Annotated in this window: 14 protein-coding genes and 2 pseudogenes; 12 read left to right on the top strand and 4 right to left on the bottom strand. The window is 69.3% G+C overall.

Annotated features, from left to right (window positions below; genetic code table 11):
* The first annotated feature begins 322 nt into the window (after positions 1-322).
* The 5 genes and pseudogenes from ABZ919_RS00665 (at position 323) to ABZ919_RS00645 (ending at position 6,264) form a co-directional block, all read left to right on the top strand.
* The gene (locus ABZ919_RS00665; RefSeq protein WP_361240659.1) at positions 323-811 is read left to right on the top strand and encodes a GNAT family N-acetyltransferase; all 489 of its coding nucleotides are present in this window, start codon (positions 323-325) and stop codon (positions 809-811) included.
* Positions 812-1,172: 361 nt separating this feature from the next.
* Positions 1,173-1,776: pseudogene (locus tag ABZ919_RS00660) on the top strand (HemK2/MTQ2 family protein methyltransferase); the annotation flags it as partial.
* A 54-nt stretch (positions 1,777-1,830) separates the two neighbouring features.
* Positions 1,831-2,376, top strand: a complete 546-nt coding sequence (locus ABZ919_RS00655; protein ID WP_361241756.1) for a hypothetical protein — start codon at positions 1,831-1,833, stop codon at positions 2,374-2,376.
* Positions 2,377-2,902: 526 nt separating this feature from the next.
* Positions 2,903-4,486, top strand: a complete 1,584-nt coding sequence (locus tag ABZ919_RS00650; RefSeq protein WP_361240656.1) for an FMN-binding glutamate synthase family protein — start codon at positions 2,903-2,905, stop codon at positions 4,484-4,486.
* Positions 4,487-4,500: 14 nt separating this feature from the next.
* A complete protein-coding gene (locus tag ABZ919_RS00645) occupies positions 4,501-6,264 on the top strand; it encodes a thiamine pyrophosphate-dependent enzyme (protein WP_361240653.1) in 1,764 nt (587 codons plus the stop codon).
* Positions 6,265-6,442: 178 nt separating this feature from the next.
* Here the strand turns inward: ABZ919_RS00645 and ABZ919_RS00640 are convergent, their stop codons facing one another.
* A complete protein-coding gene (locus ABZ919_RS00640) occupies positions 6,443-7,357 on the bottom strand; it encodes an IS982 family transposase (RefSeq protein ID WP_361240650.1) in 915 nt (304 codons plus the stop codon).
* A 198-nt stretch (positions 7,358-7,555) separates the two neighbouring features.
* Here ABZ919_RS00640 and ABZ919_RS00635 point away from each other — a divergent pair, with 198 nt between their 5' ends.
* On the top strand, positions 7,556-8,188 hold the full coding sequence (locus ABZ919_RS00635) for a M15 family metallopeptidase (protein WP_361240647.1): 633 nt from the start codon (positions 7,556-7,558) through the stop codon (positions 8,186-8,188).
* 267 nt (positions 8,189-8,455) lie between these two features.
* Here ABZ919_RS00635 and ABZ919_RS00630 read toward each other — a convergent pair whose 3' ends face one another.
* Complete coding sequence (locus ABZ919_RS00630) at positions 8,456-8,629, bottom strand: CsbD family protein (protein ID WP_361240644.1); 174 nt, start codon at positions 8,627-8,629, stop codon at positions 8,456-8,458.
* Between the two features lie 138 nt (positions 8,630-8,767).
* Here ABZ919_RS00630 and ABZ919_RS00625 point away from each other — a divergent pair, with 138 nt between their 5' ends.
* Positions 8,768-8,938, top strand: coding sequence for a hydrophobic protein (locus ABZ919_RS00625; protein WP_184966629.1), 171 nt, complete (start codon positions 8,768-8,770; stop codon positions 8,936-8,938).
* A 189-nt stretch (positions 8,939-9,127) separates the two neighbouring features.
* Here the strand turns inward: ABZ919_RS00625 and ABZ919_RS00620 are convergent.
* Positions 9,128-9,241, bottom strand: a pseudogene (locus ABZ919_RS00620) (ATP-binding protein); the annotation flags it as partial.
* Between the two features lie 503 nt (positions 9,242-9,744).
* Complete coding sequence (locus ABZ919_RS00615) at positions 9,745-10,110, bottom strand: STAS domain-containing protein (protein WP_361240640.1); 366 nt, start codon at positions 10,108-10,110, stop codon at positions 9,745-9,747.
* Positions 10,111-10,314: 204 nt separating this feature from the next.
* Between ABZ919_RS00615 and ABZ919_RS00610 the strand changes: the two genes are divergently transcribed.
* The 5 genes from ABZ919_RS00610 to ABZ919_RS00590 all read left to right on the top strand — a co-directional run bounded on the left by ABZ919_RS00610 (position 10,315) and on the right by ABZ919_RS00590 (position 15,933).
* A complete protein-coding gene (locus ABZ919_RS00610; protein ID WP_361241753.1) occupies positions 10,315-10,767 on the top strand; it encodes an ATP-binding protein in 453 nt (150 codons plus the stop codon).
* A gap of 477 nt (positions 10,768-11,244) precedes the next feature.
* Positions 11,245-12,075 (top strand): RNA polymerase sigma factor SigF, encoded by an 831-nt coding sequence (locus ABZ919_RS00605; protein ID WP_361240637.1) that lies wholly within the window; start codon positions 11,245-11,247, stop codon positions 12,073-12,075.
* 947 nt (positions 12,076-13,022) lie between these two features.
* Positions 13,023-13,367: a MerR family transcriptional regulator gene (locus tag ABZ919_RS00600; RefSeq protein WP_361240635.1), complete on the top strand. Its 345-nt coding sequence runs from the start codon at positions 13,023-13,025 to the stop codon at positions 13,365-13,367.
* Positions 13,368-13,572: 205 nt separating this feature from the next.
* The gene (locus ABZ919_RS00595) at positions 13,573-14,751 is read left to right on the top strand and encodes a PP2C family protein-serine/threonine phosphatase (RefSeq protein WP_361240632.1); all 1,179 of its coding nucleotides are present in this window, start codon (positions 13,573-13,575) and stop codon (positions 14,749-14,751) included.
* 777 nt (positions 14,752-15,528) lie between these two features.
* Positions 15,529-15,933, top strand: coding sequence for an STAS domain-containing protein (locus ABZ919_RS00590; protein ID WP_361240629.1), 405 nt, complete (start codon positions 15,529-15,531; stop codon positions 15,931-15,933).
* The last annotated feature ends 14 nt before the right edge of the window (positions 15,934-15,947 follow it).

The raw sequence follows: 15,947 nt of genomic DNA, 5'->3' as shown, positions 1-15,947 counted from the left end.
CGGGACATCCCAACGCCCCGCTGACGCCGGAAGGGCGTCGCCGGTTGTGCGAGCGCGTGGATGCCGGGTGTCCGGACGCGCAGGTCGCGGCGGAGGCGGGGATGTCCCGCCGTTCGCCTGGCCAAGTGGTATGCCCGCCGGCGCGCACACGGCGAAGCCGGGCTTCTCGATCATTCCTCCGGGCCTGCCACGAACCCGGCCCGCTCCAGTGCCGCGGTCGATCGGGACCTGGGCGAGTCGTCCCCGGGAGCGGTGCAGGATCGCCTGCCCGACCAGCCGACCCGCCGCACGACGGCACTCTCCGGTGCGACATACTCCTCCGATGAATGCACGCACTTCCCCGATGAGCCGGCCGATCACGATACGGAGGGCCGTCGCGCGGGATGCCAAACGGCTCACGCGGCTCGTGCGTGGCTCACGCGCCTACGAGGGTAAGTACGCAGCCGCAGTCGCGGGCTACCGCGTCGGTCCCGATTACATCGAGGCCCACCGCACCTTCGTGGCCGTCGGCACCGACGAGCCCCAAGGCCGGGTCCTCGGGTTCTACTCGCTCGTCCTCGCTCCACCGGAGCTCGACTTGCTGTTCGTCGCTGACGAAGCGCAAGGACGGGGCATTGGACGACTGCTCGTCGCGCACATGCAGTCCGAGGCCCGTGCCGCCGGGCTCGACCGCGTCAAGGTCGTGTCGCATCTTCCCGCCGAGGAGTTCTACCACCGCGCCGGCGCAGTGCGGATCGGGACCGCGCTCGCGAACCCGCCCGCCGTGCCGTGGGACCGTCCCGAATTCGAGTTTCACATTCCTTCGGAATGACGCGGTGTGCCGGTTCGCAGGGCGCCGGCTTCGCCTGCACGATGACCGGCACGCAGGAACCGCTGGACGCCGCGCGCTCCGTGTGTGCCGTCGCCTCTGCCCTGGCGGGGGGCCTGCGCCGGCGATCTCTCCCGGCGACTCCCTCACCTCCGGCACCCCCTCCCCGGCGGCAACACACGGCTCGCCAGGCTGACAGGACACGCGGGACTCGGACCATCGCGCGGCGAGTGATCGAGCCCGGTGCTCGCTTCTGCCACGCCGACCCCACGGGCTCATGGAGCCGAGTGCCAGTCGGCAGTCCATCACCGCGCCTGGCGCTTTCCGTTTTCATAGATCGTGACAGCTGGGGTACGCGGGGTCCGTGGATCACGTGGTGCCCCCGGGGGTCTACGCCCCCCAGGAGGACACGGCCCTGCCGGCTGGAGCTCTGTCCGAGGAGCCGCTCCCGCCGGGCGCGGCCGTTCTCGACGTGGGCACTGGTACGGGCGCTCCGGCCCTTGCGGCGGCGTGTCGGGGCAGCCGGGTGACCGGCGTGGATGTGTCTCGGCACGCAGTGTGGACCGCCCGGCTCAACGCCGCGCGGGGCGGGCTGCGGGTCCGAGCAGGGCGCGGCCATCTCTTCGATCCGGTGCGCGGTGAGTCCTACGACCTGATCCTGGCCAATCCGCCGTACGTGCCGGCACCGGGTGGTCCCCGTCCTCCGCGTGGTGCCGTCCGGGCGTGGGAATGTTGGCCGCGACGGACGCATGGACCTGGACCGGATCTGCGAGGAGGCGCCCCACCTGCTGCGGGCGGCAGGGGTGCTGCTGGTGCAGTCCGCGCTCAGCTGTCCGGAGCGGACCGTGACGCGTCTGCGGGTGAACGGCCTGAAGGCCGCAGTGCCCCAGCGGCAGCGGATCGCGTTCGGGCCCGTGAGGCGCGGCCGAGCGCACCGGCTACGGCAGCGGGGACTGCTCTCCCCTGCACCCATAAATCCGCCGCTCGCACTTCGCAACCACCGCAACCAAGGGAGTCTGCAGATGAACGCCCCTGCGAATCCCGGTGCGATCCAGCGCGGCTCCACCGGACGAGGTGTCGACATGAAGCTCCTCGGCATCTATCTCAACGACCACCTCGCGGGTGCGATGGCCGGGACGGAACGCGCTGCCCGTCTGGTGCGCACCGCCCGGGGTTCCGCGCTCGGACGCGCGCTTGAGCCTGTTGCCGCGGAGATCGCCCAGGACCGGACAGCGCTGATCGGCATCATGCGGGATCTCGGCGTTCCCGTTCGCCGCTACAAGGTGTGCGCAGGCTGGACGGGCGAGAAGCTGGGACGGCTGAAGCGCAACGGCCGCCTGGTACGGCGCTCCCCGCTGGGCATCGTGTGGGATCTGGAAGGGCTGCGGCTGGGGGTCGAGGGCAAGACGGCCGGATGGCAGACCCTGCGTCGGCTCAGTGCGACGGACCAGGGCTTGGACCCTGCCCAGCTCGACACACTGCTCGAACGAGCTCGACAGCAGCAGGAAACGATCGAGGAGTGGCGCGCCCGCCAGGCCGAGGAAGCGCTACGCACGACGACCGCCTGAGCTGTTGCTGCCGGATGGTGATCCTCCGGGGCTCCCCGACCCCAGGGATGCCGCTCCGAGGACGTGGCGTCATACGCCGTGACGGAAGACATCGCGCGGTCGGACCTTCGGCCCCTGCCCGATCTCGCAGGACGGCGGAGGGCCCGACGTCTGACCGGGCGAACATGGCAGGACGAGGCGGCTGCCGTTTTGGTAGCCGCCTCGGCGCTGCAGCGGAGCACGTTGGCGACGCACCCGCCCAGCAGCCGGAGAACTAGCTGAGCGGTCGCAGGCGCGGCATTCACCCACAGACCCGCCCATCCGCGGAAGCCCCGGTCGGCTCGAAGGATGGTTGACCGGGGAAGACATGGGGCGGAGATGGTCACCGCTCGGCGCGGACAGCTGCCCGGAGTCGAACGCCGAAGCAGGATTCGCAGCCGGCGGCAACATGAGCCGCTCTCACCGGTGGACGCCTCCCGCGCCGACGCTGATCGAGCTGAGCACGTCTCCCAGGACTGGAGAGCGATCGCCCGGCAATGAGCAAGGGGTGACACGCATCGCAATCGTCGTACTGACTCTCGTCGCAGGTGTACTGGCGTCCCTGGCGGCGGCCTTGTTCTCCCCCTGGTGGTTGCTCGTCGCCGTACCGGTGATGCTGCCGGCTCTGCTGGGCGCGTGGGATCTGCTGCAACGCCGGCATTCGGTGCTGCGCAACTATCCGGTGCTCGGCCATGCCCGCTTCCTCATGGAGCGGATACGTCCGGAGTTGCAGCAGTACTTCATCGAGCGGAACTACGACGGACGTCCCTTCGACCGGGACGTGCGCAGCATCGTCTACGAGCGCGCCAAGGGCACGGACGCGGAGGAGCCCTACGGCACCGAACGCGACGTGTACCAGCCCGGCTACGAGTTCCTGGTCCCCTCGATGGCCCCGCGACCGGTGCCGAAGGAACGGCCGCGCGTGCGGATCGGCGGTCCGGACTGCGGCCGGCCCTACGACATGGCATTGCTGAACGTCTCCGCGATGAGCTTCGGATCGCTCTCCGCCAACGCCGTCCTCGCCCTCAACGGGGGCGCGGCGGCAGGGGGGTTCGCCCAGGACACCGGTGAGGGCGGACTGTCCGAGTATCACCTCCGCCCGGGTGGTGACCTCGTCTGGGAGATCGGCACCGGGTACTTCGGCTGCCGCACGCCCGACGGCGACTTCGACCCCGCCGAGTTCTCCGACAAGGCCGCACACGATCACGTCAAGTGCGTGTCCCTGAAGCTGTCGCAGGGCGCCAAGCCCGGCATCGGAGGTGTCCTGCCGGGTGCCAAGGTGAACGCCGAGATCGCCCGGGTCCGCGACGTGCCCGAGGGGCGGACGGTCGTCTCGCCGCCGTACCACCGGGTCTTCTCCACCCCGCGGGAACTCGTCCGCTTCATCGCCCGCATGCGTGAGTTGTCCGGTGGCAAGCCTGCCGGGTTCAAGCTGTGCGTGGGCTCGCGGCGGCAGTTCCTGGCCGTGTGCAAGGCCATGCTGGAGGAGGGCACGGCGCCCGACTTCATCGTCGTGGACGGCGCCGAGGGCGGGACCGGTGCGGCGCCGCTGGAGTTCGCGGACCACGTGGGTACCCCGCTCACCGAGGGTCTTCTCACCGTGCACAACGCCCTCGTGGGAACCGGCCTGCGCGACCGGATCAGGATCGGCGCGAGCGGCAAGATCGCCACCGGGACCGACCTGGTCAAGCGCATGGTGCAGGGTGCCGACTACGGCAACGCCGCGCGGGCGATGATGTTCGCTGTCGGCTGTATCCAGGCGCAGCGGTGCCACACGAACACCTGCCCCACCGGCGTCACCACCCAGGACCCCCGCCGCGCCCGCGCCCTCCACGTCCCGGACAAGACCGCGCGCGTCCAGCGCTTCCAGGAGGCGACCGTGGCCAGCGCGTTGCAGATCATGGCGTCCATGGGCGTCACCGACCCCGCGCAGCTGCGTCCGCACATGCTCCGCCGGCGCGTCGACCCCTTCACCGAGCGCTCCTACGAGGAGCTGTACGAGTGGCTCCAGCCCGGGCAGTTGCTCGCCGAACCACCGGCCTCTTGGGCGGCCGACTGGAACGCCGCCGACCCCGACCACTTCACCGTCTGAACCGGAGGACTCACGTGGCCCGTACTGTTGCCCGCGTCATCGTGGACGCGCTGAGCGAGCTCGGCGTGCGCCAGGTGTTCGGCGTCGTGGGAGACGCCCTCAATCCCCTGACCGACGCCATCCGCACCACCGAGAACCTTGAGTGGGTGGGCTGCCGGCACGAGGAGGCGGCCGCGTTCGCCGCGAGCGCCCAGTCGCAGCTCACCGGAACCCTCGGCGTGTGCATGGGCACCGTCGGGCCCGGTTCCGTCCACCTCCTGAACGGACTGTACGACGCGGCCAAGAGCCACGCCCCCGTCCTGGCCATCGCCGGCCAGGTACCCCTCGCCGAAATCGGCAGCGACTACTTCCAGGAGGTCGACAACGACGCCCTCTTCAGCGACGTGGCCGTCTTCCGCGCGACCATCACCTCGCCCGACCAGCTGCCGCAGATGCTGGAGACGGCGGTGCGCCACGCACTGGGCCGCAAGGGCGTCGCCGTCCTCACCGTGCCGGGCGACCTGGGCGACCGGGAGCTGACCGCCGACCTTCCCGCCCGGTTCTCCCTGAACCCTCCGGTGAGCCGGCCGGACGGGGCCGCCCTCCGCCGCGCCGCGGAACTCCTCGACCGGTCCGAACGGGCCACGCTGCTCGTCGGCGAGGGCGCCCGCGCCGCCCGCGACGACGTGCTCACCCTCGCCGACCGCCTGGCCGCACCGATGGTGCTCACACTCAAGGCCAAGGCGGGCTTCGAGGGGGACACCAACCCCTTCCAGGTCGGCCAGACGGGCCTGATCGGCAACCCCGCCGCCGCGGCGGCCCTCCAGGACGCGGACACTCTTCTGCTGCTCGGCACGGACTTCCCCTACCGGGACTGGTATCCCGAGGGACGGACCGTGATCCAGGTCGACACCGAGGCCACCCACATCGGACGCCGGGTGCCGGTCGACGTCGGACTCGTGGGGGACGCCGGCGCCACTGTCCGCGACCTGCTGGACCACCTCAGCGCCGCCCCCGCGGGTACCGAGGGCGCACGCGACCGCTCGCACCTGGAGAAGGCGCGCGAGCACTTCGACCAGTGGCGCGCCGGACAGGCCCGGCTCGCCGACCCCGCGCACGACAAGGGCCTCGTGGGCCGCATCCGCTCCGCGTTGGACAACCGCTCCCATGACATACGCCCGGAGGCGCTGGCCGCGGCCGTCGACCGTGTCGCGGCCGAGGACGCCGTCTTCACCTCCGACACGGGCATGGCCACGGTGTGGCTCTCGCGCTTCGTCGAGATGCGCGGCGAACGGCGTCTCATCGGCTCCTACAACCTCGGCTCGATGGCCAACGCCATGCCCCAGGCCCTGGGCGCCCAGAGCCTGGACCGCGAGCGGCAGGTCGTCGCCTTCTGCGGCGACGGCGGCCTGAGCATGCTCCTGGGCGACCTCATGACCCTCAAGACGTACTGCCTGCCCGTCAAGCTGGTCGTCTTCGACAACCGGCGGCTGGGCATGGTGAAACTCGAACAGGAGCAGGCCGGCCTGCCCGAGTTCGGCACCGTGCTCGACAATCCCGACTTCGCCGCCGTTGCCGAGGCCATGGGCATCACCGGCATCCGCGTGACGGACCCGGCAGAGGTGGAGAGCGCCGTGCGACGCGCCTTCGGCAGTCCGGGCCCGGTCCTGCTCGACGTCCTCACCAACCCCGACGAGGTCGCCGTCCCGGCCAAGCCGACGGTAGAGCAGGGCTGGGGGTTCGCGGTGGCCAAGGTGAAGGAAGTCGTGCGCAGCCACGGAGAGCCGAGGGAGAACTGACGACGCTCGGGAAATGGGCTTCGACCTGGCCCTAGGCAGTCGATGACCTGAAGTGGTACTTCTCGCTGAGCCTCTTGACCCCGTCCACGACGTGGGGATGCCCCTGGGCCGCCTGTACGCCGGCGCTCACCTCGTGCGCCTATGGTCTTCGGAATCCTAGATGATCTATTCCAAGGGGTTAGTGGTCGTAGGCGGTCAGTGAGCGGAGGACGGGCTGGCCGGTGTGGTCGTTGCGCCAGATCGCGGCGGTCAGCGCGAGGATGCGCTGCATGACGCGGGCGATCACGCCGGCCGGTGTGCGGCCTCGGTGCTGTTCGAGGTTGAGCTGGCCCTTGTAGGTCTCGTTGACCGACTCGATGACCTGCCGCAACGGTTTGAAGAGCGGGGCGCCGGGCCGTTCCGACTCACCCCTGCGGGCTGGCCGCAGCAGCCGGATGTTCTGCTCGGCCATCTGGTGCTCGAAGTCGCGGCCGAAGTAGTTCTTATCGCCGATCAGCGTCTGTCCGGGCCGGGCGGCGACGAGGTGCGGTTCGGCGGCGAGCAGGTCCAGCAGGGTCTCGCGTTCGTCGGCCTTGGCCCCGGTCAGGGCGAAGGCGATCGGCAGGCCCTGCAGGGTGCACACCAGGTGCAGGCGCAGGCCCCAGAAGAAGCGACTGTGGCTGGCGCAGTACCCGTACTCGGCCCATCCGGCCAGGTCGGAGCGGTTGACGGTCTCGCGGGAGCGTCCGCACTCCACCGGCGTGGAGTCCACGATCCACACGTCGTCGCTCCATACAGAGGTGTCGGTGGCCAGCAGCCGGGTCACCCGCCGCAGCAGGTCGGCAGCCTTGCGCAGCCGCTTGTTGTATCCGGGCTGCTTCGGCAGGTACGGGAAGAGACGCCGCAGGTGGGAGCGGGCGTAGCGAAGCCACTTGGCCTCGGAGGTGAAGCCCAGCACGGCCTGCATCATCGCGAGCGTGACCAGCTCGGCATCGGTCAGTTGCGGAGCGATCCCGACCATCGGACGCCAGGGCGCCAGATGCGGTGATGCCCTCAACAGGTCGTCGGTCTTCACATAGAGTGCGGTCGCGAGGGACTCCAACTCCGTCTTCACCCACCGCTGCTGGACTTCATGGCCTCTGCGTGGGGAGCCGCAGACGGTTGTCGGTTCACGGTCGCTTTCCGTGATCGACGGCAGGTCCTGGCCTGTAGGCCCGACGGCCGGAACTGTCGGCCCGACGGTCGGAGGCTGGTGGGTTCAGCACGTGGGGCGGGATACGTCGCGGGCCCGCGACGTTTAGGCTCAGGATCCATGATCTTGCTGAGTGATCCCAAGGTGATCGATATCCCGGTGCAGGAGTGCGGCGAACCTCTTGCAGAGATCGCCTCGGTCCCGGTGATTGTGCTGGACCCCCGCGAGCGAGACGAGGCAGGGGCATACGGGCGGGTCCGGATAGGCGTGCTTGAGCGTTTGTGCTCGGCATCGGAGATGCTGCCCGACGGCGTCAAGTTCCTCGTCATAGAAGGGCATCGCAGCAGCACCGATCAGGCGCGGCGGTTTGCCCTCTACGAGGACCGCCTACGCCGCTCCGGCATCACCGACCCCGTCGACCTGCGGCGCCAGGCCAGCGCATTCGTCTCCCCGGTCGAGGTGGCGCCACACTGTGCCGGCGCAGCCCTCGATCTGACGCTCGTTGATGCCGATGGCGTCGAGCTGGACATGGGCGGTGCTGTGAACGGCCACCGCACCGGAGACGAGAAGTACTGTCCGCTGGACGCCTCGGGGCTATCAGACCAAGCACGTCGCAATCGCGACATCCTGGCCCGAGCCATGGGCGACGCTGGCTTCGTCAACTACCCCACCGAGTGGTGGCACTGGTCTTACGGCGACCGGTACTGGGCACTGATCAGCAAGGCTGACAGTGCCATCTACGGACCAGCCTGACCAACTCGAACCGCGGGAACATCAGCAGACAGTCACCGACACCCCTTGGAATCGACCATCTAGGCGGGCATGGGGTCCTGGCGGGCCGTGCATGGCCCTTCACAGGTGTCGCCGTGGGTCAGCGCGCCCGGACCGCTGGGGCTCTCGCCCACCACGCGGCAGCGCAGCCCAGGTGGGCCGAGTGACAGCGGTTGCAAACGCGCCGAAGTACCCGGAAGGGCCTTACGAGACGTGTACGGGAAGGCCCTTCGGAGAAAAGAGATGTCGTCAGTGCCCGAAGGCGTCCTTGGCCTTCTCCTTGGCCCCACGGGCATCGCCCGTGCTCTTTTCTGCCTGTCCTTCGGCGGCCATGCGGTCATTCCCGATGGCGCTTCCCACGGCCTCCTTGGCCTTGCCCTCGGCCTGCTCGGTCTTCGCCTTGGCCTTTTCGCCGGCAGTCATGGAATGCGCCTCCTCATTGCTTCGGTGCTGTTTTCGCTGCAGCTCACCCGTGCCCCGGCTCTCCTTGCACAAACGAGGCAGAGCTGCGGAATGAAGGAGCAGTCGCGGGGCACACGACGGCTCAGGAGGTCGATAACCATGGTTCCCTTGCTGCTCGTTCTGCTTCTCGCACTCGTCCTTTTCGGTGCCGGTTTCGCCGTCAAGATCCTTTGGTGGGTGGCCCTCGCCGTCCTGGTGCTGTGGCTGCTCGGCTTCGTCATGCGCTCCACGAGCGCCGGGGGTGGCCGCGGCCGCTGGTACCGATGGTGACCTGACCGGTACTCACCCCTCGTAGGGCCTGGCCGATACCGGCCAGGCCCTACGGGCTTAGCTGACGATTGCCCACAATGAAAGAGCGCCAGAAGAGTCTGAAGGGGTAATGGAGAATGTGGTGCGGTGGAGACAGGATGGGTACGCGCTGAAGAAACTTGCGCGGCCCCTGGCTATTCCTGCCTCCGCTTACGTCGCCTGTGCTGTGGGCGGTTGGAAGCGGGCGGTGACGTCTTTGCCGCGGGGGCAACGGCGGACCTGCCAGCCGTCGGAGAGGGCGTCGACCAGGAGCACCCCGCGCCCCCGACGCTGCCGTCATCTGCGTGGCATTGCTGGGGCAACTGCCACGCCTCCGGATGGAGGAGGGCGACCTCAGCGCCCGCGACGCGCTGCCGCTCCCGGCGCCACTTCACATGCTGTGGGCGGAATTCCCCGACCCTTCCTGCCGAGTCAGGGCCCTGCCTGGACAAGGCGGGTTGATCGGCAGTCGGGGGGTACGCGCGGCGCCGGTGTATTGCTGGTCCCGCGGCGTACGGCAGCGACGACCGCGCCGCCGCGTGTGTCGCATGAGGAGCACGGACACCACCAGCCAGCCGCCGCTGTCCCAGAGGGATCAGCTTTCCGGGTGGCTCGGGCGTGGATGCAGGCGTAGGGCATCCAGTGCTTGCATGACCGGTGCCGGCAGGGGTTGGTGGCGGTGGGCCCAGGTGATGACGGCCTCGGCGACGGTGTCAGGAGGCACTCGAGCTTGCCGCACTCCGTGATTCCGTGGCGCATCCCGCTGGGGCAGCGTGCGGCCGGTTCGGTCAGGCGGCGAGGGCCTCGCGGAGGCTGGGGTAGCAGGGGATGACGGTGTTGACGCCGACGATCTCCAGTGTGCGCATCACGGAGTCCTGTGCGCCGGCCAACCGCAGCCAGCCGCCTGCCGAGGCGAGGTCGAGGCGGGCGGCGAGCAGGACGTTGATACCGCTGGAGTCCATAAAGGTCACGTGCCGCATGTCGACGACGGCGTGGGGCCTGGCGCCGAGAGCGCCGAGGTCCAGAGCCTGGATGAGAGGGCCGGTGCTGGTGTGGTCGATCTCGCCGGCCACGGTCACGACGGTGACGCCGTCGGTGGCGGTGGACACGACTTCCAGCGGTTCGGGCCGGTGCCCGTTCTCGGCTTCCACCACGGTCTACTCAGCATCCTCGATCTCGGTTACGGGTGCATTGTGTCCTGAGCGATGCCCGGCATCGTATGAGGCGACGCCGCTGTGTGGCCTAACCAACAGTCCAATCGCCCTGGGTTGTCCGGCCTGATCACGGGTACCTGCGCCTGGAGATATGAGGTAGTGGAGGCGGTGCGGATGAAACGGGCCTTGGCAGGCGAGGACAGGATGAAGCCCCACTCAGATGGCGCTCTCCTGAGCGTCGCGGTGGCTCTGGAGGGGCAGGGCCCCTGCATCGCCGAGGCCCGCCGCACGGCTGCCGGTTTCCTGACGCGGATGCGCGCCGAGCACGGTATCGCGGTCTCCCAGCGAGCTGTGGAGGTGACGCAGTTGGTGGTGAGCGAACTGGTCACCAACGCGCAGAAGTATGCCGTCGGCCCGATCCTGCTGGATCTGCGGATCGCCGGTGATCTGGTGGAGGTCCAGGTGTGGGACTCCGACCCAGTGCTGCCGGTGGCTCGGGCCGCCGATGTGGGCCGGGTGGGGCAGCATGGTCTGGAGATCGTCATGGCAGTCTGCCAGGCCTTTGAAGCCACGCGGGAGCCGGTGGGCAAGCGCATCACCGCCCGCTTGGCCTTGACGGACGATCCGCTCGGCGTCAGCGCCTGGACCAGCAGGTGAGCGACCGCCAGGCTCGACGGCCGACAGCCGGAGGAAGCCATCAGCGCGAGGCGGGCCCTGGCGTTCGTGTGACGGCATCTCTCTGACATTCCTGAGTCGGTCGTCGGCCGCCGACGAGCGACTACCGGTACGCCCCCTGACGCCCCCTGCCGGGGCCCAATCCGAGGACCCCGACGCCACTGCGCCCGTGACCCGCTTACTGGCCTGTGCCGACACGGCGCCACCCCGGTTCCGGCCGCAACCCCTGCTCCACCGCAGCACGAGGGCCGCCAGGCCATATCCGGAACACAGGCGGATTCCTGGCCGAACCGGGCGGGTGGCCTCTCAGCGGGGAGACGTGCCAGCTCACAGCCCTGCCCCTCGATCGCTTGGTGGCAGGCATGGGTGGAGAATGAAGGGGTAGCCGAAGCGTCGTCGGCCGTTTCACAGCAGGCCGCGGCACGAGTTCGCATCCGGGAGGGGACCTACATGGCGCTCATGAGCACGCTGGACACGCAGACCACCGAGCTGCCCGAAGTCGCCGACCCCACCCGGGTGGCGCCCAAGGATGCCCGCGAACTCTCCCGGTTGTTCTTCGAGCAGCTGGCGGTGCTGGAAGAGGGCACGCCCGAGTACAGCTACGCGCGCAACACGCTGATCGAGATGAATATGTCCTTGGTGCGCTACGCGGCCGGCCGGTTCCGCAGCCGGGGGCCGGAGGAGATGGAGGACATCGTCCAGGTCGGCATGATCGGCCTGATCAAGGCGATCGACCGGTTCGAGCTGTCCCGCGAGGTGGAGTTCACCTCCTTCGCGATCCCCTACGTCGTCGGGGAGATCAAGCGGTTCTTCCGCGACACCACCTGGGCCGTGCACGTGCCCCGGCGGCTGCAGGAGGCCCGCGTCCAGCTCGCCCGGGCCACGGAAGAACTGCGAAGCCGGTTGGGCCGCACGCCGACGGTCAAGGAACTGTCGGAGCTGATGAGCCTGCCCGAGGACGAGGTGATGGAGGCCCGTCTGGCCGCGAACGGCTACAACTCCTCCTCCCTGGACGCCGCCATCGGCGGCAGCGAGGACGGCGAGAGCGTCCTCCAGGACTTCATCGGCGTCGAAGACACCGACCTGGAGTTGGTGGAGGACTTCCACTCCCTGGCCCCGCTGATCGCTGACCTGGATGAGCGCGACCGGCAGATCATCCACATGCGCTTCGTGGAAGAACTCACCCAGGCCCAGATCGGCGAGCGCCTGGGCGTCTCCCAGATGCACGTCTCCCGGCTCCTGTCCCGCTGCCTCGCTCGCCTGCGCGAGGGCCTGCTCACCACCGGCTGACAGCCGGCCGTCCGCACCCCGCCTGATGCCCGCCACGACCGTGGCGGGCATCAGGTGTTGTCTGGCGCCACGGCCCCGAGGCCTGGTACCTGCCCCGGCGCGACGGTGCACCGGAACGGAAAGGTGGCGGACCGGGCGGAGGGCACCGAAGGCGAGCGTTGCAGTGCCCCGGGCGCCGCGATGGGGATGACGATCGCCTTGGCCGATGACGGAGTGAGCATCGCCGAAGCCCGCCACCGAGCCGCGCCGCTTTCCTTCAGGGTGCGGCCGGCCCCCGGGTTGGGGTCTCTGAGCGGATCGTGCGCCTGACCCGGCTGGTGATCAGCGAGCTGGTCACCGATGCTCGCAAGTACGGGACCGGGCCCGTCGGAGAGCGGCCTGAGCCACGTTCAGAGCATGGGAGGCCGTTCAGCGTGGCCGAGCACCGGGCCGGTCTCACCCAGGACTGCTGCGCAGGAAGGGGGACCGCCATTCGAGTGCCCACTTTTTCTGGTGGACCTGCGCTAGAAGCGTACGCACCCTCCATGGAGAAAAACTGCCATGGAGACAGTAGACATTCCGCCGCTGGGGGGTTAGCGTTGTCTCCGTACCCAGAAGTCCGAAGTAGGCACAGCAGGCACGAACTGCTGTGCAGGTAGACCAGAAGGACACGGCCCCAGCGGGGCTGTGAGCAGGACCCGCGGTATCCGCGCAATCGAAAGGTAAGGAGCGAACGCCATCAGGATCGCCCGGGCGACGAAGCAGTCCGCCCGGGTACGACGCAAGGCCCCGGATTGGAAGGTGGTCCCCGGTCACGCATTCGCGATCCCCGCAACCCCGCCCTCCCAGGCGGTACCTGCGGAAAAAGTAGGCCGGCGCGGAGCGCCGGTAGATGGTGTTGAAAGCTCGGGGCCCGGGTGCCGTACTGGCACCCGGGCCCCCCGACGCGTCCCCGAAAGAAGAGGTCTATGCCGCCTGCCGGTTCCCGTCCCCTCGGCCCTCTCGACGATGACGACTACCCCGCATACACCATGGGCCGGGCCGCCGAGATGCTCGGCACCACCCCTGCCTTCCTCCGTGCCCTCGGTGAACACCGCCTGATCACCCCGCTGCGCTCCGACGGCGGCCATCGCCGCTACTCCCGGTACCAGCTGCGCATCGCCGCCCGAGCCCGCGAACTCGTCGACCAGGGCACCGCCATAGAGGCCGCCTGCCGCATCGTCATCCTCGAAGACCAGCTTGAAGAGGCACAGCGCATCAATGAGCAACTGCGCGCCGAGGGCGGCAAGCCTCAGCCGAAGACATCAGCCTGATCAGAACGCCGGAACCTGAGGGGACCGCTGCACTGCCGGCGGACGAGGCCGCTGAGGGACCGCACCGCCGTTCGGCAGCTCAGACGGGCTCGACGCGTCAACCGAACTCCGCCGGAAGAGAGAACCGCGAGTCGGCGCGATGCATGTAGTGGGTGACGAGGGGCGAACCCGGGGAAGAAGGACCGGCAACCGATAGGAGGTTGCCATGGACGGCGGGGATCTGGAACTGGGGCAGCTTCTGGCCGCCGCTGAGGCGGCGCCGCCCGGGGAGTCCGTCGAGGTACTTGCGAACGACCTGCGCAAGCGCTTCGGGGCGGAACGTGTGTCGTTCCTGTTCGTCGACCTCGTGGGTCGGCGGCTGCTGCGCCTGACCACACAGGCCGAGGATGACATGGGGGGCGCTGCCGAGCGGATCGACCTGGAGGGCAGCGTCTACGACGCAGTCCTGCGCACCCAGTGCCAGCGCGTGGAACCGGACGGCCAGGGCGGGCGGCGCGTGATCTCGCCGGTCACCAACCGCGGCGACTGCATCGGTCTGCTGGAGGCTACGCTGCAGAACGCCGACGACACCGTGCTCGCGCAGATCGAAGACGCGGCGCACGCGCTGGCCTACATCATCGTCACGGACCGCCGCTTCACCGACCTGTACCACGCGGGCCGGCGCACCACCCGGACCAGCCTGGCCGCCGAGATCCAGCACCAACTGCTTCCCTCGGCCTCCTGCTGCGAGGCTCCCCAGTTCACCCTCGCGGCAGGGCTGGTGCCGGCCGACGACATCGGCGGCGACACCTATGACTACACACTCGATCGCGACACACTGCACCTGTCCATCACCGACGCCATGGGCCACGACACCAACTCCGCGCTGCTCGCCACACTCCTGGTCGGCGCCATGCGCGGCGCCCGCCGCAGCGGCTGTGACGCACTCCAGCAGGCGCAACACGCCCACGACGCCCTGCTGACCCACAGCCGCGGCCTGGCCACTGGCCAATTGCTGTGCATCGACCTCACAACGGGGACCTGCGAGCTGGTCAACGCAGGGCATCCCCGGCCCCTGCGCCTACGCAAAGGCGCCACCGAGGTCGAAGAGGTCCAGCTCGCAGTCAACCTCCCCTTCGGCGTGGCAGCCCCTACCTCCTACCATGTCCAGGAACTCCATCTTCTCCCCGGCGACCGTCTGATCCTGCTCACTGACGGCATGCAGGAACGCGGCGCCGGAGCCGTCGATCTGGCATCCCTCGTGTGGCACACCCGCACCTCACATCCGAGGGAAGCCGTGCGCAGCCTGACCACCGCGGTACTGGATGCCTGTCGGGGAAACCTCAGGGACGACGCCACTGTCCTCATCCTGGACTGGCACGGTCCGCGGCGCGAAGACGGGTAGGGTCCAGTGCGCTGATCAAGCACCACAGCTCGCTCCCCACGGCCGCGTACGGTCACGTGGCCGACGGCGCAACCGCTCCACCTCGGCGCGCAGCCGCGGTCCGTGGTGGCGGGTGTCGCAGCGGGGCGGGTGGGGGAAGCCCTGTGTTCATCCAGGGAAGCAACGGGTCGCGGTCACCCTTGTCGCCTGCCCGAACATCGTCTTCGGCACCCACTTCGCCGCACCAGACACAGCAAAAACGCGCCCCCGGACCACAGCCCGGAGGACGCACGCGGGGGCTTGGTTCCGAACCTCCCGCTCCCGCGCGGGGAACCCGAGCCGGGATGCTCATGCACAAGGGGAGCGGGGTGCGGGTCCGGACCAGGCGGGGCGCCGACGGGTCCGGGCCCGCACGAGGCTCGCGCATCCGCCGGGGGCGGATGTTCACGGCGCGATGCCGTAACCAACGACCACCGGCTGTGTCGGTCACGCGGCAGGCGGAAGCGGACGTGAGGCGGGCCGTGCAGGGGGCGTACGGAGGGCCCGTACCCGCTTCCGCTTGAGCCCGCATCGGACCAGCACACCAGCTGCGTCGTGTGCCGTGACGGGGTCCGTCTCAGGGCCCTCGTCCTTCACCGTGGCGCCGGCGCCTTGCCCGGCTTGCGATCAACCGGGAAACGCCTTGGATGGAGTCAGGCGGCATCTGCACGCAAACCCTCGCTGACTCTCGCTGACCAGGCGTGCAACGCGTCGCAGGGGGCCTGGCGTTTCGTGCAGAGCCGCGAGAAGGGACGGGCCATGCGCTGGAGCATCGTCCGCACCGAGGAGATCACCGTCGCTTGCGACGTCGTCAACGGCTGGACCGTTGTCGAGGTCGACGGCGAGGTGGACATCCACACCCACGCCTTGATCCGCCAGGCAGTCATCCGGCTGCTGGATGAGGGGCACCGCCACTTCGTCCTCGACCTGTGCTTCGTGCCCTTCCTGGACTCGATGTTCCTGGGCACTGTCGTGACGCTCACCAAACGCATCCGGGAACGCGAGGGCTCGCTGCGGATCACGTGCCCCTCGGCTCGGATGCGCACCGTCTTCGCGCACGGCGGCCTGGCCGACGCCTACGAGTTCTACGACTCGCCGCAGGAGGCCACCTGCCAGTCGCCGGCTCTCGACGGCCTGGCGCAATGGCCCGGTCCCACCCGCTGAGGAACCGCCATGGA

Origin of the sequence: Streptomyces sp. NPDC046759 (assembly GCF_040645475.1) — a bacterium.
GTDB lineage: Bacteria > Actinomycetota > Actinomycetes > Streptomycetales > Streptomycetaceae > Streptomyces.
The sequence above is the reverse complement of the archived record's forward strand: the minus strand, read 5'-3'. Positions and strand labels throughout refer to the sequence as shown.